This window comes from Streptomyces sp. GESEQ-35, from assembly GCF_017948485.1.
Classification (GTDB): Bacteria; Actinomycetota; Actinomycetes; order Streptomycetales; family Streptomycetaceae; genus Streptomyces.
The window spans coordinates 551,209-578,161 of record NZ_JAFFSX010000002.1 but is presented as its reverse complement, the minus strand read 5'-3'; the positions used below and the strand labels follow the sequence as shown (position 1 = coordinate 578,161).

Sequence of the window (26,953 nt, the reverse complement as noted above, 5' to 3'; positions counted from 1 at the left end):
ATGACCACCGGCTTCCCCGGCCCGGAGGGCAACGGCGACCCCCTGAGTGAATTCCTCGCCCGCTTCTTCGGCGGCCCCCGCCCCGCCCCCCGCCAGATCGACATCGGCCGCCTGCTGAGCCCACCGGCCCGTGAACTGGTCCGGGGAGCCGCGGCGTACGCCGCCGAGCACGGCAGCCGCGATCTGGACACCCAGCACCTGCTGCGCGCCGCGCTCTCCAGCGAGCCCACCCGCAGCCTGCTCTCCAGGGCCGGCGCCGATCCCGACTCGCTCGCGACGGAGATCGACGAGCGCTCGGGCCCGGTCCAGCACCCGCCGGAGGAGGCGCCGCCGCCCACGGCGCTGTCCCTCACCCCTGCCGTCAAGCGCGCCCTGCTGGACGCGCACGAGCTCGCCCGGGCCGGCGGAACCGGTTACATCGGCCCGGAGCACGTGCTCAGCGCCCTGGCCGCGAACCCGGACTCGGCCGCCGGCCACATCCTCAACGCGGCCCGCTTCGCCCCCACCGGCCTGCCACCGGAGTCCCCGGACACCACGCAGCCCCGCGCCGAAGGGCCGCGCAGCACGGGGACCCCGACCCTGGACAAGTACGGCCGTGATCTCACCGACCTGGCCCGCCAGGGCCGTATCGACCCGGTGATCGGACGGGACGAGGAGATCGAGCAGACCATCGAGGTCCTCTCCCGGCGCGGCAAGAACAACCCCGTACTGATCGGCGACGCGGGCGTCGGCAAGACCGCCGTCGTGGAGGGCCTGGCCCAGCGCATCGCCGACGGCGACGTGCCGGACGTCCTCAGCGGGCGGCGGGTCGTGGCACTGGATCTGACCGGTGTGGTCGCGGGCACCCGTTACCGGGGCGACTTCGAGGAGCGGATGCAGAGCATCGTGGGCGAGATCCGCGCCCACTCCGACCAACTGATCGTCTTCATCGACGAGTTGCACACCGTGGTCGGCGCCGGAGGAGGCGGCGAGGGCGGCGGGTCGATGGATGCCGGAAACATCCTCAAGCCCGCCCTGGCCCGTGGCGAGCTGCACATCGTGGGCGCGACGACGCTGGAGGAGTACCGCAGGATCGAGAAGGACGCGGCGCTCTCCCGCCGCTTCCAGCCGATCATGGTGCCCGAGCCGACCCCCGCGGACGCGATCGAGATCCTGCGCGGCCTGCGCGACCGATACGAGGCCCACCACCAGGTCCGCTACACCGACGAGGCCCTGGTGGCCGCCGTGGAGCTGTCCGACCGCTATCTCACCGACCGAAGGCTGCCGGACAAGGCGATCGACCTCATCGACCAGGCGGGCGCACGGGTGCGGCTGCGCGCCCGGACGAAGGGCACGGACGTACGGACCTTGGAGCGCGAGGCCGAGCAGCTCACCCGGGACAAGGACCAGGCCGTCGCGGACGAGCGGTACGAGCAGGCCATGCAGCTGCGCGACCGGATCGGCGAGCTGAAGCAGCGGATCGCCGAGACCGGCGACGGGAAGGCCGACGAGGGACAGGATCTGGAGGTCACCGCGGAGGCGATCGCCGAGGTGGTGTCCCGGCAGACCGGCATCCCGGTGAGCAGCCTCACCGAGGAGGAGAAGGACCGCCTGCTCGGCCTGGCGCAGCACCTGCACCAGCGGGTGGTCGGCCAGGACGAGGCGGTCCGCGTGGTCTCGGACGCGGTGATGCGCTCCCGGGCCGGACTCGCCAGCCCGGACCGGCCGATCGGCAGCTTCCTCTTCCTCGGCCCGACGGGCGTCGGCAAGACCGAGCTGGCCCGGGCACTGGCCGAGGCCCTGTTCGGCAGCGAGGAGCGGATGGTCCGGCTGGACATGAGCGAGTACCAGGAACGGCACACCGTCAGTCGCCTGGTCGGCGCCCCGCCCGGCTACGTCGGCCACGACGAGGCCGGCCAGCTCACCGAAGTGGTCCGCCGTCACCCGTACTCGCTCCTCCTCCTCGACGAGGTGGAGAAGGCGCATCCGGACGTCTTCAACATCCTCCTCCAGGTCCTGGACGACGGACGGCTGACCGACTCGCAGGGCCGCACGGTCGACTTCACCAACACGGTCATCGTGATGACCAGCAACCTCGGCTCCGAGGCGATCACCCGGCGCGGCGCCGGCATCGGCTTCGGGGCGGGCGGCGCCGAGGCCGACGAGGAGGCGCGCCGCGAGCAGATCCTGCGTCCGCTGCGCGAACACTTCCGTCCGGAGTTCCTCAACCGCATCGACGAGACCGTCGTCTTCCGCCAACTCAGCGCCGAACAGCTGCACCAGATCACCAACCTGCTGCTGGACCGCACCCGCCGTCTGCTGCACGCCCAGGGCATCACGGTCGACTTCACCGACGCGGCCGTCAACTGGCTCACCGAACGCGGCTACCAACCGGAGTACGGCGCCCGCCCCTTGCGCCGCACCATCCAACGCGAGGTCGACAACGAGCTCTCCCGCCTGCTGCTGGACGGCGGGGTCAAGGAGGGCGACATGGTGACGGTAGATGCGCAGGCCGGCAGCCTGACCTTCCAGCCAGCCCGGGCCGAGGCGCCCCGATAGGGGCGCGGGGAACTGCGCGACCAGCCCCCACGCACCCGCGGATGCCTACGGCGCGGGGTACACCACTTGCGCCGACCCCCCACCCCGCCGCACAGTCTCAGCCGCAGCCAGCCACTTCCCGTTCGGCAACCGCTGCACCCCCGTGGCCGCCCCGATCTCGGGATTGAGCCTGAACGAGTGCCCGATCGCCTCCAGCTGCGTCCGCAACGCACTGCCGTACAGCCCAGGTTCCAGCTCAGTCAGCGCAGCATTCCGCTGACTCGCCCGCGGCGCCGCAATCGCGTCGACAAGCGGCAGCCCCCGGTCCAGGAACCCGGTCAGCGTCTGAAGCACGGTCGTGATGATGGTCGCGCCACCGGGCGAACCGAGCGCGACGACCGGCTTGTTGTCCTTGTCCAGCACGATCGTCGGCGACATCGACGACCGCGGCCGCTTGCCCGGACCCGGCAGGTTCGGGTCGTGGACCGCCGGGTTGGCCGGGGCGAAGGAGAAGTCCGTCAGCTCGTTGTTGAGGATGAACCCGCGCCCCGGCACCGTGATGCCGCTGCCGCCGGTCTGCTCGATGGTGAGCGTGTAGGAGACGACGTTCCCCCACTTGTCGGCCACCGTCAGATGCGTGGTGTTCTCGCCCTCGTACGTCGTCTCGGCCGCCGTACCTCCGGCACCGCACTCCGCCGGATTCCTCGGGTCGCCGGGCGCGAGCGGGCTGGTGAGCACGGCGTCGTCCTTGATGAGGCACGCCCGCGAGTCGGCGTACCGCTGCGACAGCAGTTCCTTCGTCGGTACGTCTTCGAAGGCGGGGTCGCCGACCCAGCGCCCCCGGTCCGCGAACGCGATCCGGCTCGCCTCGATGTAGCGGTGCAGGTACTGCACCTCGCTCGCCTTCGAAAGGTCGGTCCCCTCAAGGATGTTGAGGGCTTCACCGACCGTCGTGCCACCGGAGGAGGAGGGCGCCATGGAGTAGACGCCGAGGCCGCGGTACGAGGTCTTCGTGGGCGCCTGGAGCTTGGCGCGGTAGGCCGCGAGATCCTTCGCCGACAGCTCGCCCGGGCGGGCGTTCCAGCCCGAATCCGGGTCCACGGGCGGGTTGTTCACGGTGCCGACGATGTCCTCGGCGAGGTCGCCGCGGTACAGGGCCTTGACGCCCTTCTTGCCCAACTCCTCGTAGGTGCGGGCGAGATCGGGGTTCTTGAACGTGGAGCCGACGACCGGGAGCCCGCCGTTCGGCAGGAACAGCTCGGCCGTGTCGGGGAAGTAGCGGAACCGGGTCTCGTTCGACGCGGTCTGGGCGCGGAAGGTGTCGTCGACGGTGAAGCCGTCGCGGGCCAGGCGCTCGGCGGGCTCGAGCAGGGGCGCGAGCTTTGTGCTGCCCCACTTGTCGAGTGCCTTCTGCCAGGTGGCGGGTGTGCCGGGCGTGCCGACGCCCAGGCCGCTGCTGACGGCGTCGGCGAAGGCGAGCGGCTGCCCGTTCTCGACGAAGAGCTGCGAGTCGGCGGTCAGCGGCGCGGTCTCGCGGCCGTCGATGGTGTGCACCGTACGGGACTTGGCGTCGTAGTAGACGAAGTACCCGCCTCCGCCGATGCCGGAGGAGTAGGGCTCGGTGACACCGAGCGCGGCGGCGGTGGCGACGGCCGCGTCGACGGCGTTGCCGCCCTTGCGCAGGACCTCGATACCGGCGGCGGAGGCGTCCGCGTCGACGCTGGCTACGGCGCCGCCGTAGCCGACGGCGACCGGGACCTTCCCGACGGAGTCACTCTGCCGGGCGGGTGGCGCTGTGGCCCCCACCGAGGCGACGACGGCGGCCGAGACCGCCAGAACCGTGAGTTTCCGCGCGGCAGGGCGACGCATCCGCACCTCCAGTCAGGGGCTGTTCGCGCAGCTTAATCCATTGCCATGGCCTCGTCAGGACCATGTCGAACACGGGTTTGCCCGCGCCCGCTAGCATGCGCGCCCATGAATGACGACGTGCGCAACATCGCTCTGGGCGTGATCGCGGCCGGCCTCAGTGCCGCGCTCGGCTGGCTCGCCCGTACCTACCTGTGGAAGCGGAGACTCCGCCGGAAGCAGGCCTTCTTCGGGCTGCCCGACAACTCCGAGTCGCTGCTGGTGGTGAACCGCGAGGCGGGCGGGACGGAACTGACGGTGATGCGGCACGACGTGTTCGCCCTTCTCGAACTGGCCGCGCTCATCAAGGACTGCAACGCCCACGCCCAGGTCGTCGCGCACGACGCGGCCCAGCAGGGCTTCGGCGAGCGCACCGAGTTCTGCGTGGGCGGACCGGCGTCGAACCGCCGTATGGCCGCCCATCTGCACTCCCTGCTGCCGGGCATCCGGGTCAATGTCGACGCCGAACCCGGTCCCGACCGCGGCGCCTTCCAGATCGGCAGCGAGCGCTACCGGCTGGAGCCGGGCAAGGGCGAGTACGTGCTCCTGGCCCGGCTCACCGCCGGTCAGCGACGGGAGGCGCGGCCGGTGTTCCTGTTCTGCGGCCAGCGTGCGATCACCAACCAGGCCGCGTCCCGCTATCTCGCCCGCAACCATGAGCGGCTGGCCCGCAAGCACGGCAACAACTCCTTCGTACTGCTGCTGAAGGTCGTCAACTCGCAGGCGTACGGGCCGGACGTCGTCGAGCTGGTCGCCGACGTGACCCGGGCGGCGGAGACCGCGTTGCCGACAACGGCGGTCGCACGCAATTCCCACCGTGCCTCCTGAGCTCCACCGGGCACGACCACGGTCGCGGTCGACCCGCTCCGCATCGAGAACAACCCGTCCGGCGCGCAGCTGACCTTCTCCTCGCCGGCGAACGACCCGTCGTACGTGTCGTCTCCGCTGCGCGAGCAGTGATCTCCGGCTGCCGCCGGGCGGGCTTGGCTCTGCGGCTGCTGCCCCCTTGGCAGCGCTCCCCCGCTCAGTGCGTGAGGATCTTGGAGAGGAAGTCCCGGGCGCGGTCGCTGTGCGGGTCGGTGAAGAACTCGTCGGGAACGCGGTCCTCGATGATCCGGCCGTCGGACATGAACACGACGCGGTTGGCGGCGGAGCGGGCGAAGCCCATCTCGTGGGTGACGACGACCATGGTCATGCCCTCGCCCGCCAGTTGACGCATGACCTCCAGGACCTCGTTGATCATCTCCGGGTCGAGAGCCGAGGTCGGCTCGTCGAACAGGAGCGCCTTGGGGTCCATGGCGAGGGCGCGGGCGATGGCCACGCGTTGCTGCTGCCCCCCGGAGAGCTGCGCCGGGAACTTGGCCGCCTGGTCGGCGAGTCCGACGCGGTCGAGCAGCTGACGGGAGCGTGTGTCGGCGTCCTCCTTCTTGCGCCCGCGGACCTTGATCTGGCCCAGCGAGACGTTCTGCAGAACCGTCTTGTGGGCGAAGAGATTGAACGACTGGAAGACCATGCCGACATCGGCTCGGAGCCTCGCAAGAGCACTGCCCTCCTCGGGCAGCGCCCTGCCGTCGAGGTTGATGGTGCCGGAGGCGATGGTCTCCAGCCGGTTGATCGCCCTGCACAGTGTCGACTTGCCCGACCCCGACGGGCCGATGACCACGACCACCTCCCCCTTGCCGACGGTGAGGTTGATGTCCTGTAGGACATGCAGCTCCCCGTAGTACTTGTTGACGTCACGCAGTTCGATCAACGGATCGACAGCCATTCGCAGCCCTACTCACTCTCAGCTGTGTCGTGGTTGCCGCAAACTATCCAGACAAGAGTGGACTTAATGCACGACACGCACTTTTCGGGCATTAGCCGTATTTACCTCGAATTGGGCCAGGGATTCACGCCTCCGCGACCTCCGCATACAGCTGGGACAGCTCGGGAACCCCGCTCGACGCCCACCCCTGGCCGGAGGCGACGACGTCGAACTCGCGGCCCGAGGCGAGCTTGATCACCGGCTGACCGTCGGGCCAGATCTCCCACGCGGCACCGGGCACGGTGCGCACGATGACGGTGCCCAGATACAGCCCGGCGTCGTTGCCGAGCCAGGGCAGGACCTCCGCGTCGTCCCGCCAGCGCGGCACCAACTGGTCGAGCGCCTCCAACGAGGCGGCGGAGTCGTCCAGTCGGACGCCCTCCCGGGACGCCTGGGAGCGCAGCAGTTCACACTCGGAGAGGAGTTCGGCGATGCCCTCGGCGTCGGGGAACCCGGGCTTCTTGCTCCGGTCGCCCAGAAAAGGGATCTTCATACCTCTCAGCCTGTCATTCGCACCGCCGTGCGCACCACAGGCGCGCGGACCCTGGATTGCGGCCGATTTCGCGCCGACTCGCGCCTGCCTCATTGACGTGTCACGGTCGTCTCCTTAGCTTCACGGTGCGTCCTCCGTCTCTTCTCTTCGTGTCGTTTTCCTCGTGTGGTCCGTGGTCTGGCTGTGAGGGAGGAGCGGCCGTGCGCCGTTGGGTCCGGAGTTCTACGGTCGTCCTGGCGCTGTTCGCCTCTCTGGTCTGGGTCACCTCGGCGGGTGCCGCCACCAGGACCGGCGCCGAGCCACTGCCGATCGAGCGCCTCTTCGACAACACCGCGGTCAGCGACGACGCCCGGCCGGGCGAGGCCGACCTCGACGGCACCGGCGCCTCCCTCTCCGCGCAGGACCTCACCGCCGCGGGCTGGACGCCCGGCCGCACCCTCACCGTGCAGGGCGCCCGGCTGACCTGGCCGCGCCCCCGGGCGGGCGAGCCGGACAACGTACGGTCCGACGGCCAGGCGGTGCGTGTCCGCGGCCGGGGCGACGCGCTCGCCTTCCTCGTGGCGGGCACGGACGGCGGCGATGTGCGCGGCGTGGGCACGGTGTCGTACACGAACGGCCAGGTCTCCACCTACCGGCTGACCGCCCCCGACTGGCGCACCGGCCCGCTCGCGACGAAGGCCGTCGCGCTGCCGCACATCAACACGCCCGACGGTCAACTCGCCGAGAGGGCACGGCTGTACGTCGTGACGGTCCCGATCGCGGCGGGACACGAGGTCGCTTCGGTACGGCTGCCCAGCGCGGCCGGGCTGCATGTGTTCGCGCTGTCCGTGCGGGCGGACACCCGGGGCTGGACCGGCAGTTGGGCAGCCTCGACGTCCGGCTATACGGCCGTGGGGCCCTGGGCCGACCGGACGCTGCGGCTGGTCGTGCACACCTCGGTCGGCGGGCCGCGGGTGCGGCTGCGGTTCGACAACACCTTCGCGGCGGCGCCGGTGCGGATCGGGAGCGCCACGGTGGCGGTACAGGCGGCGGGCGCCGGGGCGCGGGACGTGCCGGTCCCGCTGTCCTTCCGGGGTACGGCGGGCGTCGAGATCCCGGCGGGGGGGCAGGTGTTCAGCGATCCGCTCGACTTCGACGTGCCCGTGGACGCCAATCTGCTGGTGAGCTTCCATCTGCCCGCAACGGTGGCTGCGGCGCCCGTGCACCGGCAGGCGCTGCAACGGTCGTATGTGAGCGAGCCCGGCGACCATGCGGCGGACGGCTCCCCGGCGGCGTACACCTCGGTCCTGACCAGCTGGCCGCTGCTGACGGGTGTCGATGTGGGCGGCGGGCCGGGGTCCGTGGTGCTGCTCGGGGACTCGATCACCGACGGCGACAAGTCGACGCAGGACGCGAACCGGCGCTGGCCCAATGTGCTGGCCACACGTCTGCTGGGCCAGGATGTGGTCCCGCACTATGGGGTGCTCAACCAGGGAATCTCGGCCAACCGTGTGGTCGCCGACCGCTACCCCGGTGACGGCGTCTCCACGGACACCGGCGGGGTGAGCGCCCTGCACCGGTTCGACCGCGATGTCCTCGCGCAGACGTCGGCGCGTACGGCGGTGGTGTTCCAGGGCGTGAACGACGTGCGGTGGGGGGCCACGGCCCCGGAGGTGATCGACGGGCTGCGGGAGATCGCGGACCGGGGGCACGAGCGGGGGCTGCGGATGGTGGCGGCCACGATTGCGCCCTGCGAGGGGGAGGCGCGGTGTACGGCTGCCGCAGACGCGGAGCGAGTCGCCGTCAATGCCTGGATCCGGGATGCCGATGCGTTCGACGGTGTGCTCGACTTCGACGCGGTGTTGCGTGACCCTGGTCGCCCCGCTCGTATGCTGCCCGTCTATGACAGTGGGGATCATCTGCACCCGGGGGATGCGGGGCTGGCTGCGCTGGCGGAGTCGGTGGATCTGCGTCTGCTGTAGCTCCGCTGGGGGCGCAGTGATTTAACCCGCGGGCCGGTGGGGGCCGGTCGCGCAGTTCCCCGCGCCCCTGAAGGGGCGCCCTGCACCAGCGGAATTGGTCAGTGCCGCTTAGACGTCCAGGTCCACTACCACCGGTGCATGGTCCGAGGCGCCCTTGCCCTTGCGTTCCTCGCGGTCCACGTAGGCGTCCTTGACCGCCTTGGTGAACGGGTCGTTGCCGTATACCAGGTCGATGCGCATGCCGCGGTTCTTGGGGAAGCAGAGCTGGCGGTAGTCCCAGTACGTGAACGGGTGGTCGTACTTGAGGGGGCGCGGGATGACGTCCGACAGGCCGGCCTCGCGCAGGGAGGCCAGGGCCGCGCGCTCGGCGGGGGTGACGTGGGTGGCGCCCTCGAAGGCGGCCAGGTCGTAGACGTCGTCGTCCGTCGGAGCCACGTTGTAGTCGCCCAGCACAGCGAACGGGCGGCTGCCGGAGGCGTCGCCCGCGACGGCTGCCTTGAGGGCCTCGAACCACTGGAGCTTGTACGCGTAGTGGGGGTGATCCACCTCGCGGCCGTTCGGCACGTACACCGACCAGACGCGGATCGGGCCGCAGGTCGCGGAGAGAGCGCGGGGCTCGACCACGCCGTCGAAGCCGGGGTCGCCGGGCAGGCCCTTGACGACGTCCTCGAGGCCTACGCGGGAGAGCACCGCCACGCCGTTCCACCGGCCGGTCGCGTGGACCGCCGATTCGTAGCCGAGCTCGCGCAGCTGGTCGGACGGGAACTGGTCCTCGGCGACCTTGGCCTCCTGGAGGCAGAGCACGTCGGTGCCGCTGCTCTCCAGCCAGGCCAGGAGCCTCGGCAGGCGAGCGGTGATCGAGTTCACGTTCCAGGTCGCGATGCGCATGCCCGACAACCTACCGGGCGGGTCTGACAATGCGGCCCGGGGTTCTCAGACCTCCGCGGACTCTCCGGGTGTGAGCCGCCGGTGGTCCGAGCCGCCGAGGGCGCCGATCTGGTTGTCGTAGATCGGGCGGGCCAGGTCGGTGAGCAGGGCGTCGTGGATGTCGTACGCACGCTGCGGCTCGACCTCGCGGACGTAGTCGATGACCTCGGAGATCTTGCTCCACGGGGCCATGACCGGGAGCATCAGCGTCTCCACGGCGTGGTCGGGGACGGTGAGCGCGTCGCCGGGGTGGAAGACGCGGCCGCCGTCGACGAGGTAGCCGACGTTGGTGATGCGCGGGATGTCCGGGTGGATCACGGCGTGCAGTTCGCCGTGGACCTGGACGTCGAAGCCCGCGGCGGTGAAGGTGTCGCCGTGGCCGACGGTGTGCACCCGGCCCGGGAAGGCGGTCGAGATCTTGTCGGCGACCGACTTGAGGGTCCAGATCTCGGCGGCCGGATTGGCGTCCATGGCCGACCGCAGCCGCTCTTCGCTGAAGTGGTCGGGGTGCTCGTGCGTGACGAGGATCGCGTCCGCGCCGGCCGCGGCGTCCTCCTCGCTGAATCCCCCGGGGTCGAGGATGAGCGTCCGCCCGTCCTTTTCGAGGCGAATGCAGGCGTGCGACTTCTTCGTGAGCTTCATGACACCATCCTGCCCCTCACCTGCGAAGGGTGGGCGGCTCAGGCTGGTGCTGTCGCTGCCCGCCTGACGATCACTGGGCCGCTCACTCCGTGGGAGTCGTCTCCTCGCGGATGACCTGCTGGGCCACCTTGAACGCGCTGTTCGCGGCCGGTACGCCACAGTAGACGGCCGCCTGTAGCAGCACTTCCTTGATCTCGGCGGGGGTGAGGCCGTTGCGCAGGGCGGCCCGGGTGTGGAAGACGAGTTCGTCCAGGTGGCCGCCGGCGACCAGGGCGGTGAGAGTGACGCAGCTGCGCGCCCGTCTGTCGAGGCCCGGCCGGTCCCAGATCTCGCCCCACGCATACCGGGTGACGAACTCCTGGAAGTCCCCGGAGAACTCGTCGGCCTGCGCCAGCGCCCGGTCCACGTGCGCGTCACCGAGCACCTCCCGGCGCACCTTGAGCCCGGCGTCGTACGGATCCGCCCGCCCCGCGGCCTGCGGCGATACGACGGCCGGGGCGATCTCGGCGATGGGCGCGGGCTGCGGCGGTGCGGCCAGCACCGGCTTGACCGGAGCCGCCGGGATGGCCATCTGGCCGGTGCTGGAGTCGAAGGCGGGCTGCCAGGCGGTGGAGAAGTGCCGGACCAGCAGGTCGGTGACGGCAGCGGGCTGTTCGACCGGCACCAGATGGGAGGCGCCGGGAACCACGGCGAGCCGCGCGTCCGGTATGCCGGCCACCAGGGTGCGGGCCTCGGCGGGGCCGGTGACCTGGTCGTCCGAGCCGACGAGCACGAGGGTGGGGACGCCGACGCGGCCGAGTTCCGGCCGGACGTCGAAGGACGCGAGCGCCTCACAGGCCGCTATGTAGCAGCCCGGGTCGGTGGTCCGCACCATCTGCACCGCCCACTCGGTTATCGCCGGCTGGGCGGCGGCGAACCCGCCGGTGAACCAGCGATCGGGGGACATTCGCGCGATGGGGTCGAGACCGTTCGTGCGCACGATCACCCCCCGCTGCCGGAACTCGTCGGCCGTGCCGAAGCGCGGCGAGGCGGCGATCAGCGCGAGCGAGGCGAGACGCTCCGGGTGCCGCAGGGCCAGCTCGACACCGATGGCGCCGCCGAGCGCACAGCCCGCATAGCCGAAACGCTGCACGCCGAGTCCGTCGAGCGTCACGAGCAGCCGGGCGGTCAGCTCGGCGACCGAGCCCGCCGGGTACGCCGGTGCGCCGCCGTGGCCCGGCAGATCGAACCGGAAAACGCGCCACTGCTTCGTCAGCTCGGGGACCTGCCTGTCCCACATGTGCCAGGTGGTGCCGAGCGAGGGGCCGAGGATGAGGACCGGGGCGTCTTCCGGGCCGTCGAACCGGTACTGGAGGGCGGGGGTCTTCGTCTCACTCACCGCTCCACGCTAACCGCCCTTTCTGAACACCGGCCCCCTGGACCCCAAGTCCTCACACCTGGCTCCCGCACATCAGCGAGGAACTCTCACACGGCCTTCACCGGATGCCCTTCGCTGCGCCGAAGACAGGGCTCGGCTCAACCGCGGACGGTGATCCCGAACCGGGTCCGCATCCGCCGCAGCTCCCACAGCGAGACGGCGGTCACGGACAGGGGCCCGCCGAGCAGGGAGCAGAACTGGACGACCGGCGGGCCCTGCGGCGTGCCGCTGTCGATCAGCTGGAAGATCGCGAGCACCCACACCAGCACCACGGTGACCACCGGCGGCAGCATCGGATGCACGTGGGCGGTGTTGAAGGCGCTGCGCGCGGAGTACAGCGACGCCAGGAAGAAGTAGGGCAGTCCCCAGAAGATCGCAACGATCAGCACGGCACCGACCACTCCGACCTGCCAGCCGTGCAGGCTCTCGAGCAATCCGGGCCGGCCCGCCCAGTAGATGATCCCGCCGAGGCCGACCAGGCTCAGCAGATACCAGCCCACCGCCTTGAGCGGGGCACCCAGCCGGGAGCGCATGTGCGGCCGCAGGTGCGGGGGCGCGTAGAAGATGAAGCCGAGGATGACCAGCGGTCCGGCGACGATCAGTAGGAACGGGGCGATGATCGCGTTGCCGAGGCCGTTGGTCGCCGCGTCCTCCCACCGGTCCTCCTCCACACCGTAGGCAAGGACCAGGGCCGCGGTGGCGGCGAGGCCGAGCACGGTACGGGCGATCTGGACGCGGTCCACGGTGCGGTCCACGATCCGGCCGTCGCCCTCCTGCACGAAGAGCCGGGTGGCGACGCGGTGCGCGGAGCGGAGGATGAGATAGACGGGGGAGAGGAACCACAGGCGGTAGCGGCGGCGGGGCGCGCGAACGGGTACCGGGGCCGGTGGGCCGTACGGATACGGATTCGGGTGTGGATACGGGTTCGGCGGGGGCGGGCCGTAGGGACCGCCCGCGGGCGGAGGCCCGTAGGGGTTGTTGGTCGGGTGCCCGGGTGGAGGGCCCCAACTCTGGTTGCCGCCCGGTGCGTTGCCGCCGGTTTGTCCCGGGCCAGTTCCCGGACCCCATCCCCCCGTTGCCATGCCTCTCCCCCGGTTGATTTTCGGTCAATTGTTGTGTCGCACGGCGACATCGCGGCAGTGTAGTGACTGTTGGGGCGACGTCCACAAAGGTCGTTCCCAACCCCCGGAAACTTGAAGCCTGTCAGCCTTCCGACGAGGCGCCCAGGCCCGTCAGGGCGCCGACCGGGTCGAGGTCGGGGGTGCCGCGTGGCCACCAGTCGTCGTGGTCGGGCTCCGACTCGTACGGGTACCAGAGTCCCTCGCGGCCCAGGCGGAGCTGGACGTGACCGCGGGGATGGGTGAGGCGGTTGCGCCAGGGGCGGAAGGCCGGAAGGTCGGCGGCGAGGAGAAGGGGGCGCGCCCTGTCGAAGCGTCCGGCGGGCGGGTCCCAGGGGTCTTCGAGGACGGCGAGGCCCGCCAGGCCGCCCTGGCGCCAGGCGGCGACCGCTCGGGCCAGCTCGGCCTGGGTGCGGCCGGCGGCGGAGGCCAGGGAGGAGTAGAGGGCGCGGGTGGCGGCGGTGAGGCCGGAGCCGGGCCGGGCCGCCGCGAGTCGGACCGCGTCCTGCCACAGGGTGAGTTCGGCGACCGGGTCGCGGCCGCTGCTGAGCAGGGCGTGGGCCCGGGCGGCGGCGTCGGTGGCCAGTTGGTCCAGCGCGAAGGGGTCCGGGCCGCCGGGCGCCCCCGCGTAGACCGGGGGCTGCTCGGGATGCGGGGGTGCGGGCAACGGAGCGGGCAGGGGCGGGAGTTGGCGGGCGGCGAAAGCGTCGGTGGCGCGCACGCCGGGCAGCTGTGCCGGTTCCCGCTCCTGGGCGGTGCGGGCCGCGCGGGCAGCGCTGAGACGGGACAGGGCGTCGAGCAGCTCGCGTTCGCCGCGGCCGCGCAGCAGGAGCAGTACGAAGGGATCTGCGTCGAGCAGACGGGCGGTCTGGTAGCAGAGGGCGGCCGCATGCTTGCAGGGGTGACCGCGATCGGGGCAGCTACAGTGCGGGTCGAGTTCGCCGGGTCCGGGCAGCAGGCGGACGCCGCCGTCGGCGAGGGACTGGGGCAGCTCCTTGTCGAGCAACGCGGCGATGTGCCCCGGCCGGTCGGCCGCGGCATCCAGGAAGCGCGCCCAGTCGTCGTCGGTGAGCGTCCGCAGCCGCACCTGCACCCGGTACGGCCGGGGCCGACTGCCCCGCACATATCCGAGCACGAGTCCCGGTGTCACGGTGATGGCGTCGACATGTCCCTGTCCTGCGTAACCACGTCCCCGGGCCAGTCGCTTGGGATCCAACGCGCCCCCTTCCAGGGCGGCCACCCAGGCGTTGCCCCACCAGGTCTCCGCGAAGCCGGCGTGGTCCGGCGAGCGAGGGGCGAAGGCCGCGAACGTACGCCGGAGTTCGCTGTCGCGTCCGGGGGCGGCCATGGTGTGGGGCACTTGAGGTGCGGCGGGGGCGGTGGACACGGGTGAGATGCCGCTTGCGGGGCGCGTGGGGGGTGACCCGGGGTCGGCGGGCACGGGCGAGGTGGCGCGCGCTGCGCTCCCGGAGAGTGCCGGGGGTGCGTCCCCGTGCGCTGAGTCCATGGGTGCGTCCATGGGTGCGTCCATGGACGGCATCTGGAATGCGTCGGCGAGCAACTCCCGTACGTCACGGCCCCGGAGGTCGGCTGCGCCGCTCCCGGCGCCCCGTAGAGCCTGAGTACCGGCCGAGGCCGGTCGGCGCGTCCGGCGCGTGCGCTCGTGCTCCCCGTTTCCTTCGCGGGTCTGGGCCTGCCGCTTCTCCCCGAGGGCCGCGCGCAGCACCTCACGGGCGGCATCGGCGGGACGCGCCGCCGGCTGGTCGGACGCGGGGCCGGACGGGTGCGAGGCGGGCATCGCATCGGTGCCGGGGCGGTCCTCTCCGTCACCGGGACTGCCGGCGGCAGCGACCGCACGGCGCAGCGCCGCACGGGCCGCGTCACCCGGCCGGGCCCCTGGACGCTCACCGGCGTCCGGACCCGGCTCCTCGCCGGCAGACGCTTCCTGCAAGCCCTCGGAACCCCCGGCCACTCCCTTCCCTCGCTCCCGTGCGGCCCGCAGCGCCCGCCGTGCCACGTCGGCCGGGCGGGCCTCGGCGGATCCGGTCGGTTCCTCCTCGACCGGCGTCCGGTCGGCGTTCCGCTCGTCGTCGGACTCCGGGGCGGGCACGTCACCCTCCGCGCCGCCCGCGCTCCCCCGCTCCACCGGCCCCGTCATGATTCCCTCCGCAGGGACACGAGGTCGGACAGCTGGCGGCCCGTCAGTTCTGTTAGGGCCGACTCGCCGGAGCCGAGGATCGCGTCGGCGAGGGCGCGCTTGGATTCGAGCATCTCGGCGATGCGGTCCTCGACGGTGCCCTCGGTGATGAGGCGGTGGACCTGGACCGGCTGGGTCTGGCCGATGCGGTACGCGCGGTCGGTGGCCTGTTCCTCGACGGCCGGGTTCCACCAGCGGTCGAAGTGGACGACGTGGCCCGCGCGAGTGAGGTTCAGACCGGTACCGGCCGCCTTCAGGGACAGGACCAGAACCGGGGTCGCACCGCTCTGGAAGCGGTCCACCATCCGCTCCCGCTCGGGTACGGGCGTACCGCCGTGCAGGAGGTCCACCGGGATCGCCCGGGCGGACAGATGGGAGGTGATCAGTCGGGCCATCCCGACGTACTGCGTGAAGACCAGTGCCGAGCGGTCCTCCGCGAGCAGGGTGTCCAACAGCTCGTCCAGCAGGGCCAGTTTGCCGGAGCGCACGGCTTGGCCATCGCCCCGGACGTCCTCCTTCAGGTACAGCGCCGGGTGGTTGCAGATCTGCTTCAGCGAGGTCAGCAGTTTCAGGACCAGGCCACGGCGCGCGATTCCCTGCGCGGTCTCGATGGCCAGCATCGACTCGCGCACCACCGCCTCGTAGAGCGAGGCCTGCTCCCGGGTGAGCGGAACGGGGTGGTCCGTCTCGGTCTTGGGCGGGAGTTCGGGAACGATGCCGGGGTCGGACTTCTTGCGGCGCAGCAGGAAGGGGCGGACCAGACGGGCCAGGCGCTCCACCGCCTCCTCGTCCTCGCCGTTCTCCACGGCGCGCGCGTGCCGGGCCCGGAAGGACTTCAGAGGGCCGAGCAGTCCCGGTGTCGTCCAGTCCAGCAGCGCCCACAGCTCGGAGAGGTTGTTCTCCACCGGCGTGCCGGTCAGGGCCACACGTGCCGGGGTCGGGATCGTGCGCAGGGCCTTCGCCGTCGCCGAGTACGGGTTCTTCACGTGCTGTGCCTCGTCCGCGACGACCATGCCCCAGGCCTGCCGGGCCAGCGTCGGCGCCGCCGAACGCATCGTGCCGTACGTCGTGAGGACGAAGCCGCCGTCCAGGTCGTCCAGCGTGCGGTCGGGGCCGTGGAAGCGGCGGACGGGGACGCCGGGCGCGAAACGGGTGATCTCCCGCTGCCAGTTGCCGAGCAGGGAGGCCGGGCAGATCACCAGGGTGGGCTCGCCGCGGGCGCGCTTCAGGTGCAGGGCGATCAGCGTGATCGTCTTGCCGAGGCCCATGTCGTCGGCGAGGCAGCCGCCGAGGCCGAGCGAGGTCATGAGGTCGAGCCAGGCCAGGCCTCGGAGTTGGTAGTCACGCAGCCGTGCCCGCAGCCCCGGCGGCGGCTCGACGGGCTGTACCCCCGCCGTCAGTCGGTCGCGCAGTGCGGCCAGCGCGCCGACCGGCACGGCCTCCACCGTCTCGCCGTCGACGTCCGCACTGCCGGTGAGCGCGACGGACAGCGCGTCGACCGGGTCGAGCAGGCCCAGTTCACGCTTGCGGGCCTTGCGGACGAGCGCCGGGTCGACGAGGACCCACTGGTCCCTCAGGCGTACGACGGGCCGGTGGGCCTCGGCGAGCGCGTCCATCTCGGCCTCGCTGAGCGGGTCGCCGCCGAGCGCCAACTGCCAGCGGAACTGGAGGAGTTCCTCGCCCTCGAAGAAACCGGTGCCATCGGTCGCCGAGCCCGGCGCGGGTCGTACGACCGCTGCCGCGGTGAGGTCCTGCGCCAGGTCCCGGGGCCAGTGCACGGCGACTCCGGTGGCGGCGAGCCGGGTGGCCGTGGCGCCGAGCAGCTCGCCCAACTCCTGTTCGGTCAGGGCCAGTACGTCGGGCACGTCCTGTTCGGCGAGCCGGTCGAGCGACGGCCAGACGCGGGCCGCTCGGCGCACGGCGAGGGCCGCGTCCACGCGCGCACGTGGACCGAACGCCGCATCCGCCTCCCCCGCCCACAATGCCGCCGCGTCGGCGACGAGGGTGGGGTCGGCGAGGCTGTGCACCTGGACGATCGCCGCGCCGGCGCTGCGGACCCACTCGCCCTCGTCGAACAGTTCGTACGCGGACAGATCCAGCCGGAGCGAGATCCGCACGCCCGCGTCCATGCCGGCGGCGACCTCCGCGGCCCAGTCGTGGGCGTCCGGCAGCAGCTGGGGGCGACGGTCCGCGAAGGGCCTGCCCAAGGCGTACGGCGCGGCGGGGGTGCGGGGCAGGGTATCCGCGACCGCGTCGAGGAAGGACCGCATCAGCGCTTCCGGTTCGGGCAGCCGAAGCGGGCCGGGACCTGGCAGTGGCACGGCATGTCCCTCGGGCGGGAGCGCCGCCGCCACCGCGCGCAGGTGCGCGATGTCGTCCGGCTCCAGGGGACCCGCCCGCCAGGCGTCGTGTCCGGACGGGGTCAGTCCTGGCAGCAGGCGTCCGCGGGCCGCGAGCCGCAGCGCGTGCAGTGCGGCGGCCCCCCAGCAGGCGGTGGCCGGGTGGGCGGCGGGGTCGCGCCGCGCCCGCACGAGCAGCGGCAGTGCCTCGTCGACCGGCAGCGACAGGGCGGGGGCGGGCCTGCGCCGCACTCCGGCGCCATGACGTCGTACGACTGTCAGCTCCGTACGACCGCTGCGGTCGGCGCTCGAGAAGTCGTCGCCGATGCCGGCCTCGGGATCCCAGAAGGCGATCCGGCCCTCGCGCGGGACGGGTGCGGGCAGGAAGACGGCCGCGAGTCGGAGGGGGACGGACTCCCCCGCCCGGTCGGACACCGCTGTCGGCTCGCTCATACGTACTGTCACCTCCCGCCCGTGAGTCGGATCAGACGTCTTCGACTCTACGGGCGGGGTCTGACAATCGGCCCCGGCACCCGGCGGGGCGTGGGCGTCCGGTCAGGGAATGACGCGTGAGACGACGTAGATGAACGGGTTGTTCGGGTCGCCCAGGCTCACCATGACCTGCTGCGTGGGCCGCGGGTCCCGCTGCTCGTGGACCAGGCCGTACCAGGGGCCGGGGCTCGAGAAGTCCCAGCCGGTGACCTTCTGGTCGCGCTCACCAATGGTGATCTTGCCCCGCTTCAGCTCGGACCGGCTGGTGCCCAGGTCCTTGAGGAAGACATCCAGGTTGGCGTCGGGGGTCTGGAACTTGACGTAGAGGCGGCTGGTCTTCCAGTTGTTCGTCTCGTAGTACGCGACCTTGCCCGACGGGTGCGGCATCGGCACCTGGTAGAGGCGGCGCTGCACCTTCGACGGCCAGCCGGGGGTGAGGCCCCGCGCCGAGTACTTCTCCTCCTTGTCCCTGCCGCTGTCCCGGCTCTGCGCGGCGGAGATCACCAGATAGCCGGCCGGTACGCCGATGAGCAGCCCGATGATGAGCAGCGTCAGCGCCCGGCGGCGGATCACATGGCCGCGGTCCTCGGACGTGCCGGGCGGCTCGTCCGCGGGCGGGGCCTGATGGGGCAGCTGGGCGGTCACAGCGCCTCCCGGCTCTCGCGGCGGGCCTCGGCGTACCGCTCGTAGCGCTCGTACCGCTCGACGCGGCGACGTTTGGCGCGGCGGAAGCGGCGGGCGACCAGGCGGGCGAGGTCGGCGGCGCCGACCATGCCGGCCTCGGGGCCGAGCTGGGCGCGGGCGATGCGGGCCTCGGGGCGGTAGCCGCGGCCGGTGAGCTGCCGCTTGAAAGCGTCCCGAGCAGGGCCGATCAGCAGGTCGTCGGCGGCCGAGACACCACCGCCGATCACGAAGCACGAGGGGTCGAGGGCGGCGGCCAAGTTGGCGATGCCGACGCCGAGCCACTGCCCTATGTCCTGGAGCAGCTCGATGCACATGGCGTCGCCCTCGCGGGCCAGCTCGGTGATCATCGGGCCGGTGATGTCGCCGATGTTGCCCTTGACGTGCTCGATGATCCCGTAGGCCACCGGGGAGTCGGCGGCCGCGAGTTCACGTGCCTCTCTGACCAGCGCGTTTCCGGAGCTGTACTGCTCCCAGCAGCCACGGTTGCCGCAGGGGCAGCGGTGGCCGCCGGGTACGACCTGCATATGGCCGAACTCACCGGCGACGCCGTACTTGCCGCGCTTGACCTGCCCGTCCTCCAGGATCGCGCCGCCGATGCCGGTGCCGAGTGTGATCATGACGAGGTGGTCCTCGCCGCGGCCGGCGCCGAAGCGCCACTCGGCCCAGGCGGCGGCGTTGGCGTCGTTGTCGACCAGGACGGGAACGGCCAGCCGGCCGGCGAGGCGGTCGCGCAGCGGCTCGTTGCGCCAGGACAGATGAGGGGCGAACAGCACGCGGCTGCGCTCCGCGTCGACCCAGCCGGCCGCGCCGATACCGACCGCGTGCACGTCGTGCCGGTCGGACAGGTCCAGGACCAGTTCGGCGATGGTGTCCTCGACGACCTTCGGGCTCTTGGACTTGTCCGGGGTCTCCGTACGGAGCTTCTCCAGGATGTTGCCGTCGGCGTCCACGACGCCCGCCATGACCTTGGTGCCGCCGATGTCGATACCGACGGTTGGCACGCGGGGGGCGGTGAGGTGGGAGCGGCGTTCCCTTGTGCCTACCGTGCGGAGCACGGGGGCACGCCGAGAACCGATGGGGGCGCCGGTCGCACGGGCGTTGCCCAATGCCCTGGGGAAGGCTAGGTCGCGGTAATTGCTCATCAACGCCGATTCTGCCTCACCGTGGAGGTGGGTGCCGTTTCGGGTCGCGGAGGGGTGGTGCGGTTCACTGCGATCTGCGGGTGCGTGGGGGTTGATCGCGCAGTTCCCCGCGCCCCTGTAGGGCACGTTCCAACTCGTGTCTTGGATCCGTCAAGCTCGTTGCCGCCCGCCATCTGCCTCGTCAACTCGTCCAGCGTGCGAACACAGGGATCGTGCCTCTGGGCACCGGGAACCGTGAGTCGGTCGCATTGTCCTGACATTGAGACGAATACGCCCCTTGCGGACGGTGTCTACGGCCGTACGAGCAGCTGGAACTCGAAGGAGTAGCGGGACGGCCGGTAGGTGTGGGTGCCGAACTCGACCGCGCGGCCGGTGTCGTCGAAGGTGGTGCGCTGCATGGTGAGCAGCGGGGCGCCCTCGGCCTCGCCGAGCCGTTCGGCCTCGGCGGCGGTGGCGGCGCGGGCGCCGATCGACTGGCGGGCGCTGTGCAGGGTGATCCCGGCGGAGCGCATCAGGCGGTACAGGCCGGTGGCCTCCAGCTGCGCGGTGTCGAGGTCGAGCAGACCGGGCGGCAGGAGGTTGCAGAGGTACGCCATCGGCTCGCCGTGCGCCAGCCGCAGCCGTTCGACACGGTGGACCTCGCTGTCCTCGGCGACACCGAGGGCGGCCGCGACCTCGGCGGACGCGGGGACGACCGCGTTGACGAGGACCCGGGTCGCGGGGCGCTGGCCGGCCGCCTCCAGGTCGTCGTAGAGGCTGCTGAGTTCCAGCGGGCGCTTGACCTGGCTGTGCACGACCTGCGTGCCGACGCCTCGGCGGCGGACCAGCAGTCCCTTGTCGACCAGGGACTGGATGGCCTGGCGGACGGTGGGCCGGGACAGACCGAGGCGTGCGGCGAGCTCGATCTCATTGCCCAGCAGACTGCCAGGAGTGAGCGCTCCGTGTTCGATCGCGGCTTCGAGCTGCTGCGACAGCTGGAAGTACAACGGCACCGGACTGCTGCGGTCCACACTGAGCTCGAGCGACACGGTCGGGTCCACCTCTGCTTTCGGCACGGGCCGAGCGTAGCTCCGTGGGCGGTTGACGGGAAGTTGTGTAGTTCGATTGTCCGGACATACGCATTGACAGGGTACGGGCCGGGGCCGCAGTTTGTTTCCATGCGCATCGGGGTCATCGGTACAGGCCGGATCGGCACGATTCATGCGAACACGCTCAGCCGCCATCGTGACGTCGGTTCCCTGATCCTCACGGACGCGGAACCGGCGCGGGCGCAGGAGCTGGCGCAGCGACTGGGGGAGACCGCGGCGCCGGGGGTGGACGAGATCTTCCGGTGGGGCGTGGACGCCGTGGTGATCACGGCGGCGACATCCGCCCATGCCGACCTGATCGGCCGGGCGGCGCGCTCGGGGCTTCCGGTGTTCTGCGAGAAGCCGATCGCACTCGACCTGCCGGGCACTATGCAGGCGATCGCCGAGGTCGAGACCGCGGGAACGGTTCTCCAGATGGGGTTCCAGCGCCGCTTCGACGCCGGCTACGCGGGAGCCCGGGAAGCGGTGCGCTCCGGGCGACTGGGGCGGCTGCACACCGTGCGGGCGCTGACCTCGGACCAGGCGCCGCCGCCGGCCGCGCATCTGCCGCTCTCCGGCGGGCTGTACCGGGACACGCTGATCCACGACTTCGACGTGCTGCGCTGGGTGACGGGCCACGAGGTGGTCGATGTGTACGCCTCCGGGTCGGACGCCGGTCCTGCGATGTTCCGGGAGGCCGGCGACATCGACACGGCCGCGGCCGTTCTGACGCTGGACGACAGCACGCTCGCCACGGCCACGGCGACGCGGCTGAACGGCGCCGGGTACGACGTCCGCATGGAGCTCTCCGGGGAGCTGGACACGGTGGTGGTCGGGCTGGACGACCGTACGCCCGTCGCGTCCACCGAGCCCACCGGGCCGCCGGCCGCGGACAAGCCGTGGGCCGGTTTCCTGGAACGCTTCGGCCCCGCCTACGAAGCCGAACTGGCCGCGTTCATCGAGGTGGTGCGGGGCGAGCGGGCCAACCCCTGCGACGGCCGCGAGGCCCTTCAGTCGCTGCGGATCGCCGAGGCCTGCGAACTGTCCCGGCGGGGGCGAAGACCCGTACGGCTGGCGGAGATCCCGGGCGGGGCCGCGTCCGCGACGGTCTGACCGGAGGACAGCAGAACGGCAGCCGGGCCGCGCCGCCTCACCGATGCGCGGCATCTACGGCATTCAGGGCTCCGTGCTCTACGGCTGTCAGTGCTCCGTCGCTCACCAGCGCACCGGCAGGCTGCGCATCCCGCGCATCAGCATGCCCGGCAGCCACTCGCCGGGCGGGCCGTCGAGGGCGAGGCCGGGGGCGCGGTCGAGCAGCGACCGGATCGCCGTACGTGCTTCGAGGCGGGCCAGCGGGGCACCCAGGCAGAAGTGGATGCCGTGGCCGAAGGCGACGTGGCCGCGGGAGTCGCGGCGGATGTCGAAGGTGTCGGGGGCGGGGTAGCGGCTCGCGTCGCGGTTGGCGGCGGTGAGGCCGATCATCACCGACTCGCCCTTGTCGATCTGCATGCCGCCGATCTCCAGGGGCTCCGCGGCATACCGGAACGTCGACGTCTCCACCGGTCCCTCGTGGCGCAGCATCTCCTCGACGGCGCCGTCGATCAGCGTCATGTCGGCGCGCAGCGCGGCGAGTTGGCCGGGGTGGGTGAGCAGGGCGTGGACGCCGCTGGTGATGAGATTGACCGTGGTCTCGTGGCCCGCGATCAGCAGGATGAAGGCCATGCCCCGCAGTTCGTCCGGGGAGAGCCGGTCGCCGTCCTCGGCGGTGGTGCGGATCAGGTCGCTCAGCAGGTCGCCGCTCGGCCCGGCGCACCGCTTGTCCTCGATCAGGTCGGTGAAGTACGCGCCGAGGCCGACGTAGGCGTCGTACTCCCTGCCCGGGCTGGTGGGTGCGACGGCTTCCGTGGACATCTTGCGGAACTCCGCGCGGTCCAGCTCGGGCACGCCGAGCAGTTCGCAGATGACGGTGAGCGGCAGCGGGTAGGCGAGGGACTCCACCAGGTCGGCGCGGCTCTGCGGCAGCATCGCGTCGAGCAGTTCGTCCGTGATCTGCTGGATCCTCGGGCGCAGTGCCTCCACGCGGCGCATGGTGAAGGCGCGCGAGATCAGGCCGCGCAGCCGGGTGTGCTGGGGCGGGTCGGTGACCAGCAGGTTCTTCCCGATCAGCTCCTCGTCGAGACCCTTCAGGCCGATCTTGGCGCCGTCCTTGGACAACCGTGGCTCGGCGAGCGCCGATCGCGCCGCCTCATGGCCGACGACGAGCCAGACGTCGGTCTGCCAGTCGGGGAACCGGACGCGGTGGACGGGACCCTCGGCGCGCAGACGTGCATACACCGGATGCGGGTTCACGCGGAACCCCTCGCCGAACTCCCCCATGTCGATGACGTCCGTCATGGCGATCCCCCCTCGTACAACAGCCCGACACACGGACAACGCCCGGCGCCAGGGATCAGTGCCCGTCCCCCTCGGATTCGTCCAGAAGTCCCGCGTCGTATGCCAACAGGGCGATCTGGACGCGGTTGTTGAGGTCGAGCTTGGCCAGGATGCGGGAGACATGGGTCTTGACGGTGGCGACGCTCATGAAGAGGGCGGCGGCGATCTCGGCGTTGGACAGGCCCCGGCCGACCGCGACGGCGGCCTCGCGCTCGCGGTCGTTGAGGGTGGCGATGCGCTCACGCGCGCGTGCCCGCCGGGTGTCGGCGGCGGTGCCGGCCGCCTGCTCCATCAGCCGACGGGTGACGGTGGGCGACAGGACGGGGTCGCCGGCCGCGACCCGGCGGACCGCGTCGACGATCTCGGCGGGCGGGGTGTCCTTCAGGACGAATCCGGCGGCGCCGGCGCGGAGCGCCCGCAGCACCTGCTCGTCGGCGTGGAAGGTGGTCAGGACCACGACCTGCGGGGCGTCCTTGCGGCCGCGCAGCCGCTCGGTGGCGGTCAGGCCGTCCATCGACGGCATCCGGATGTCCATCAGGACGACGTCCGGGCGGGTGCGGTCGACGAGCGCCTCGACCTCACGGCCGTCGGCTGCCTCGCCCACGATCTCGATGTCGTCGGCCCCGCCCATCATCAAGGACAGGCCGGCCCGCACGAGGGGGTCGTCGTCGACGAGGAGGAGTCTGATCGCAGTCATGGGCCTTACGTAATCACGGTTGCGCCGGATGAGTTGTCCGGACGGGATCGTGCGCTCGCCAGGCCCTGTCCGCGAACAGGCCCTAGCCGCGCAGCGCCACGCCGTGCCGGGTGCGCAGACGGCTGATCTCCCACCAGGCCACCGCCGTCACCGAGGCAGGGCCGCCGAGCAGGGCGCCGATCTGGACCAGGGGCGGACCGGGCGGTGTGCCGCCCGCTGCCAGGCTGATGAGCGCGAACTCCCAGACCAGTGCGCCGGTGAGCAGGGCGGGCAGCGCGGGGTGCACGTTCGCGCAGTTGAAGCCGCTGCGGACGGCGGGGCCGGTGGCGAACCCCAGGAAGAACAGGAGCCAGAACAAGGGCACGCACAGGAGCAGCGGGATCCAGGGCACCTGGCTCACGGACTCGATCGCGGCCGGCACGGACCGCTGGGCCATGGTGAAAGCCACGAAGACGAGCGGCACCGCGGTGACCGCACCGACGTACCACAGGGCCGCCTTGCCGGCCGCACGGAGCCGCGGTCGCATCCGTTCCTTCGCCTGGGGCGACGCCCAGCGGAACAGGACCGCGATCACCAGGGGCGCGCTCACGAGCAGCAGCGGCGGGGTCACCAGCAGCCGCGTCAGGTACTGGTCCTGGGCGTCGCCGTAGTCCCCCGGCTTGCCGTACACGACCAGCAGGAGAAGCGACATGACCGCCGCCGTCCAGGCGCGCGCCTTCTGCACGCGCCACACCTGGGGGTCGTCGACGACGCGGTGACCGTGCGGCGGAAACAGCCGGTGCGCCCTGAGACGGGCCGAGCGGGCGAACACGTAGCCCACCATCAGGGGCAGCACGAGCGACCAGGTGCACGGGAACAGCACCACGGCCCAGACGTGGCCGGGAATCCGGGGCCGGCCGTCCCGCAACAGCACTCGCAGGGGCGGCCATTCGCCGCCGCGCAGATTCCGCAGCATCCCCCAGCGGGACCTGTACGGCTGCGGCTGCGGAACGTACGGATACGGATTCGGGTACGGCTGCGGCGGGACGTAGGGACCCGGGTTCGCAGGCGGTCCCCCGTTCGGCGGCCACGGCTGGTACGGGTTGTTGGGTCCCCCGAAACTCACGCTGCTCTTCCTTCCGGTCCTCATGGGGTCACGGGCTGCACAAGGTCAGCCCATCCGTGCACTCAAGTCAACTGCCATCACCCCGTGGGGACATGGGGGTTGTGTGCAGGCGCCCGGCACGCGCCCCGGAAACGCCCTGTCCGCGCCCCGCCGACCCTGGCAAGATCGCCGCATGCGTACCGTGTACGCCCTGTTCGTGGGCATCGACGACTACCCGGGCAAGCCGCTGCACGGCTGCGTCAACGACGCGCGGGAGGCGGAGAGTTGGCTGCGACGGCAGAGCGGACCGCCGCCCGTGGTCCGGACGCTGTACGACGACCGGGCCGGGCGGGCGGCCGTACTCGCCGGGATCGAGGGGCACCTGGGGAGCGCGGGGCCGGGTGACACGGCGCTGCTGTGGTTCAGCGGGCACGGCAGTGAGCGCCCCACCGACGACCCCCGTGAGGCCACCGGCTGGTCGCAGGCTCTGGTGTGCCACGACAGCCTCGACGAGGGCGGACAGGCCCTGCTGCTGGACTCCGAACTCGGCGCACTCCTCGACGGCATCGCGGCGCGCGGCACCCATGTCGTCGCGGTCCTCGACTGCTGCCACTCGGGCGGTGCCACGCGCGACGGTGACACGGTCTTCCCCGGTGCGACCACCCGGGGTGTTCAGTGGCGGCCGTGGTGGCGCACCGACCGCACCCGGGACGGCGGCGGGCACGGAACGGAGCGGAGCCATGTGCTGCTGGCCGCATGCCGCCCGCGCGAGCGTGCGCACGAGAGCAACCTCGACGGGCGGGTGCGGGGCTGGTTCAGCAACGCGCTGCTGCGCACGCTCGACCGGCTGGGGCCGACGGCGACGTACGGTCAGGTGCACGCGCTGGCCGAGGAGCGCGTCCGTGCGATGAGTCCCGTCCAGCACCCGGAACTGCGCGGCCCGGAGGACGGACGGTTCCTGTCCGGGGACGCCGTCCCCACCTCGCCGTTCCTGCTGCGGCACACCACGTCGGGCTGGGAGGTCAACTGCGGTCACGCGCACGGGCTGCGGGCCGCGGGCACCGAGTTCACGTTGCTCGGGGAGGGTGCGCCCCGCACGGTGGTGGTACGCGCAGTGCGCCCCGAATCGGCGCTGGTGGAGCCGGCCGGCTGGCAACCGGGGCCCGCCGAGCGGGAGTCGGTGCACGCGGTGACGCCCTCGGCGCTCGCCTTCGCGCCCGCCGATGTGACGCTCACCGGGGATCCGGGCGGCGTGCGCCTGCTCTCCGAGGCCCTCGCGGGCGTGCCGGCGTTGGCCGGCGGCGGGGACGGGCTGCCGCTGCGGGTCGAGGCGGACGGCGGCCGGGCATGGGTGTCGGGCGGCGCCGGACACCCCGTGCCCGCGCTGCCGCTCCGGTCGGCCGTGGACGCGGCCCGGGTCACGGACTGCCTTGCGCATATGGCCCGTTGGCATCACATCCGGGACCTGGCCAATCCTGATCCGTGGCTGTCGTCACTGGTCCGGATCAGCGTCGAGGGGACCTCGGTGGGAGCCGTACGGCACTCCGCGGACGGCGAGATCGTCTGCTCGTACACCCCGGACGGGCGGGAACCGCAGGTGATGGTCCGCATCCACAATCAGTCGGACCGTCAGCTGTGGTGCGTGCTGCTCGATCTGACGGACGGTTACGGCTCGTCGCCGCATCTGTACGAGGGCGAGTTCGTCGGGGGCGGCAGGGCGGGGCTCGCGCGGCGCGGGGAGCCGGTGTGGCTGCGGCTGCCGGCCGGCCGTTCGCTCGTGCGAGGCGCCTTCGCCCGGGACTGGCTGAAGGTGATCGTGACGGAGAACGAACTGAACCTCGCGCCGTTCCGGCTGCCCGCCTGGTCCCCCGACGCCCCGCCCTCCGCGCGCGAGAACGCGTCCCCGGCCGGCGGAGGCGCACTGCTGCGGCTCACCGGGCCGGGCGCCCACCGGGACGCGGGCGGTCCGGCGCACGACGTGGGCCGCTGGGGGACGGCCCAGGTCGTGGTGCGTACGGAGGTGCCGTGACC

The 26,953-nt window shown here is 71.9% G+C and carries 20 protein-coding genes; 5 read left to right on the top strand and 15 right to left on the bottom strand.

Translation table 11 applies throughout. The annotated features are described in order from the left end of the window. Complete coding sequence (locus KCH87_RS06100) at positions 1-2,538, top strand: ATP-dependent Clp protease ATP-binding subunit (protein ID WP_210584777.1); 2,538 nt, start codon at positions 1-3, stop codon at positions 2,536-2,538. 45 nt (positions 2,539-2,583) lie between these two features. Here the strand turns inward: KCH87_RS06100 and ggt are convergent, their stop codons facing one another. Next, positions 2,584-4,386, bottom strand: a complete 1,803-nt coding sequence (gene ggt / locus KCH87_RS06095; RefSeq protein ID WP_210584775.1) for a gamma-glutamyltransferase — start codon at positions 4,384-4,386, stop codon at positions 2,584-2,586. 105 nt (positions 4,387-4,491) lie between these two features. On the opposite strand from ggt, the gene KCH87_RS06090 reads away from it, so the two are divergent. Continuing rightward, positions 4,492-5,250 (top strand): hypothetical protein, encoded by a 759-nt coding sequence (locus tag KCH87_RS06090; protein ID WP_210584773.1) that lies wholly within the window; start codon positions 4,492-4,494, stop codon positions 5,248-5,250. A gap of 196 nt (positions 5,251-5,446) precedes the next feature. Here KCH87_RS06090 and KCH87_RS06085 read toward each other — a convergent pair whose 3' ends face one another. Both KCH87_RS06085 and KCH87_RS06080 read right to left on the bottom strand, forming a co-directional pair. Beyond that, a complete protein-coding gene (locus KCH87_RS06085) occupies positions 5,447-6,190 on the bottom strand; it encodes an amino acid ABC transporter ATP-binding protein (RefSeq protein ID WP_210584771.1) in 744 nt (247 codons plus the stop codon). A 124-nt stretch (positions 6,191-6,314) separates the two neighbouring features. After that, on the bottom strand, positions 6,315-6,722 hold the full coding sequence (locus KCH87_RS06080; protein ID WP_210584769.1) for a DUF6278 family protein: 408 nt from the start codon (positions 6,720-6,722) through the stop codon (positions 6,315-6,317). Between the two features lie 200 nt (positions 6,723-6,922). Here KCH87_RS06080 and KCH87_RS06075 point away from each other — a divergent pair, with 200 nt between their 5' ends. Further along, the gene (locus KCH87_RS06075; RefSeq protein WP_210584767.1) at positions 6,923-8,683 is read left to right on the top strand and encodes an SGNH/GDSL hydrolase family protein; all 1,761 of its coding nucleotides are present in this window, start codon (positions 6,923-6,925) and stop codon (positions 8,681-8,683) included. A 108-nt stretch (positions 8,684-8,791) separates the two neighbouring features. On the opposite strand, the gene KCH87_RS06070 is transcribed toward KCH87_RS06075, so the two are convergent. From KCH87_RS06070 to KCH87_RS06030, 9 genes are all read right to left on the bottom strand, one after another. Next, a complete protein-coding gene (locus tag KCH87_RS06070) occupies positions 8,792-9,571 on the bottom strand; it encodes an exodeoxyribonuclease III (RefSeq protein ID WP_210584765.1) in 780 nt (259 codons plus the stop codon). A 45-nt stretch (positions 9,572-9,616) separates the two neighbouring features. Beyond that, positions 9,617-10,252 carry an MBL fold metallo-hydrolase gene (locus KCH87_RS06065; protein WP_210584764.1) on the bottom strand — a complete coding sequence of 212 codons (636 nt, stop codon included), beginning with the start codon at positions 10,250-10,252 and terminating at the stop codon, positions 9,617-9,619. 82 nt (positions 10,253-10,334) lie between these two features. Next, positions 10,335-11,630: a 4-carboxymuconolactone decarboxylase gene (gene pcaC / locus KCH87_RS06060; RefSeq protein ID WP_210584762.1), complete on the bottom strand. Its 1,296-nt coding sequence runs from the start codon at positions 11,628-11,630 to the stop codon at positions 10,335-10,337. A gap of 137 nt (positions 11,631-11,767) precedes the next feature. Next, positions 11,768-12,751, bottom strand: a complete 984-nt coding sequence (locus tag KCH87_RS06055) for a hypothetical protein (protein ID WP_210584760.1) — start codon at positions 12,749-12,751, stop codon at positions 11,768-11,770. 121 nt (positions 12,752-12,872) lie between these two features. Beyond that, positions 12,873-14,945 (bottom strand): SWIM zinc finger family protein, encoded by a 2,073-nt coding sequence (locus tag KCH87_RS06050; protein ID WP_210584758.1) that lies wholly within the window; start codon positions 14,943-14,945, stop codon positions 12,873-12,875. Continuing rightward, complete coding sequence (locus KCH87_RS06045; RefSeq protein WP_210584757.1) at positions 14,942-17,776, bottom strand: DEAD/DEAH box helicase; 2,835 nt, start codon at positions 17,774-17,776, stop codon at positions 14,942-14,944. The genes KCH87_RS06050 and KCH87_RS06045 overlap by 4 nt, the downstream gene beginning before the upstream one ends. Before the next feature lie 102 nt (positions 17,777-17,878). Continuing rightward, positions 17,879-18,460, bottom strand: coding sequence for a sugar kinase (locus tag KCH87_RS06040; protein ID WP_210584755.1), 582 nt, complete (start codon positions 18,458-18,460; stop codon positions 17,879-17,881). Then, positions 18,457-19,641 carry an ROK family glucokinase gene (locus KCH87_RS06035; RefSeq protein WP_210584753.1) on the bottom strand — a complete coding sequence of 395 codons (1,185 nt, stop codon included), beginning with the start codon at positions 19,639-19,641 and terminating at the stop codon, positions 18,457-18,459. The genes KCH87_RS06040 and KCH87_RS06035 overlap by 4 nt, the downstream gene beginning before the upstream one ends. Before the next feature lie 290 nt (positions 19,642-19,931). Beyond that, a complete protein-coding gene (locus KCH87_RS06030) occupies positions 19,932-20,669 on the bottom strand; it encodes a GntR family transcriptional regulator (protein ID WP_210585012.1) in 738 nt (245 codons plus the stop codon). Positions 20,670-20,798: 129 nt separating this feature from the next. Here KCH87_RS06030 and KCH87_RS06025 point away from each other — a divergent pair, with 129 nt between their 5' ends. Then, the gene (locus tag KCH87_RS06025) at positions 20,799-21,821 is read left to right on the top strand and encodes a Gfo/Idh/MocA family oxidoreductase (protein WP_210584752.1); all 1,023 of its coding nucleotides are present in this window, start codon (positions 20,799-20,801) and stop codon (positions 21,819-21,821) included. 102 nt (positions 21,822-21,923) lie between these two features. On the opposite strand, the gene KCH87_RS06020 is transcribed toward KCH87_RS06025, so the two are convergent. The 3 genes from KCH87_RS06020 to KCH87_RS06010 all read right to left on the bottom strand — a co-directional run bounded on the left by KCH87_RS06020 (position 21,924) and on the right by KCH87_RS06010 (position 24,943). Beyond that, positions 21,924-23,102, bottom strand: a complete 1,179-nt coding sequence (locus tag KCH87_RS06020) for a cytochrome P450 (RefSeq protein ID WP_210584751.1) — start codon at positions 23,100-23,102, stop codon at positions 21,924-21,926. Between the two features lie 55 nt (positions 23,103-23,157). After that, positions 23,158-23,838, bottom strand: a complete 681-nt coding sequence (locus KCH87_RS06015) for a response regulator transcription factor (RefSeq protein ID WP_210584750.1) — start codon at positions 23,836-23,838, stop codon at positions 23,158-23,160. 82 nt (positions 23,839-23,920) lie between these two features. Next, positions 23,921-24,943, bottom strand: a complete 1,023-nt coding sequence (locus KCH87_RS06010) for a hypothetical protein (protein WP_308298758.1) — start codon at positions 24,941-24,943, stop codon at positions 23,921-23,923. Positions 24,944-25,115: 172 nt separating this feature from the next. On the opposite strand from KCH87_RS06010, the gene KCH87_RS06005 reads away from it, so the two are divergent. After that, positions 25,116-26,951 carry a caspase family protein gene (locus KCH87_RS06005; RefSeq protein WP_210584749.1) on the top strand — a complete coding sequence of 612 codons (1,836 nt, stop codon included), beginning with the start codon at positions 25,116-25,118 and terminating at the stop codon, positions 26,949-26,951. Positions 26,952-26,953: the final 2 nt, after the last annotated feature.

Bases quoted from the DNA above. Each gene is read 5' to 3' on its own strand.
- KCH87_RS06100 (WP_210584777.1), top strand. From the start codon at position 1: ATGACCACCGGCTTCCCCGGCCCGGAGGGCAACGGCGACCCCCTGAGT.
- ggt (WP_210584775.1), bottom strand. From the start codon at position 4,386: ATGCGTCGCCCTGCCGCGCGGAAACTCACGGTTCTGGCGGTCTCGGCC.
- KCH87_RS06090 (WP_210584773.1), top strand. From the start codon at position 4,492: ATGAATGACGACGTGCGCAACATCGCTCTGGGCGTGATCGCGGCCGGC.
- KCH87_RS06085 (WP_210584771.1), bottom strand. From the start codon at position 6,190: ATGGCTGTCGATCCGTTGATCGAACTGCGTGACGTCAACAAGTACTAC.
- KCH87_RS06080 (WP_210584769.1), bottom strand. From the start codon at position 6,722: ATGAAGATCCCTTTTCTGGGCGACCGGAGCAAGAAGCCCGGGTTCCCC.
- KCH87_RS06070 (WP_210584765.1), bottom strand. From the start codon at position 9,571: ATGCGCATCGCGACCTGGAACGTGAACTCGATCACCGCTCGCCTGCCG.
- KCH87_RS06065 (WP_210584764.1), bottom strand. From the start codon at position 10,252: ATGAAGCTCACGAAGAAGTCGCACGCCTGCATTCGCCTCGAAAAGGAC.
- KCH87_RS06055 (WP_210584760.1), bottom strand. From the start codon at position 12,751: ATGGCAACGGGGGGATGGGGTCCGGGAACTGGCCCGGGACAAACCGGC.
- KCH87_RS06050 (WP_210584758.1), bottom strand. From the start codon at position 14,945: ATGACGGGGCCGGTGGAGCGGGGGAGCGCGGGCGGCGCGGAGGGTGAC.
- KCH87_RS06045 (WP_210584757.1), bottom strand. From the start codon at position 17,776: ATGAGCGAGCCGACAGCGGTGTCCGACCGGGCGGGGGAGTCCGTCCCC.
- KCH87_RS06035 (WP_210584753.1), bottom strand. From the start codon at position 19,641: ATGAGCAATTACCGCGACCTAGCCTTCCCCAGGGCATTGGGCAACGCC.
- KCH87_RS06025 (WP_210584752.1), top strand. From the start codon at position 20,799: ATGCGCATCGGGGTCATCGGTACAGGCCGGATCGGCACGATTCATGCG.
- KCH87_RS06020 (WP_210584751.1), bottom strand. From the start codon at position 23,102: ATGACGGACGTCATCGACATGGGGGAGTTCGGCGAGGGGTTCCGCGTG.
- KCH87_RS06015 (WP_210584750.1), bottom strand. From the start codon at position 23,838: ATGACTGCGATCAGACTCCTCCTCGTCGACGACGACCCCCTCGTGCGG.
- KCH87_RS06005 (WP_210584749.1), top strand. From the start codon at position 25,116: ATGCGTACCGTGTACGCCCTGTTCGTGGGCATCGACGACTACCCGGGC.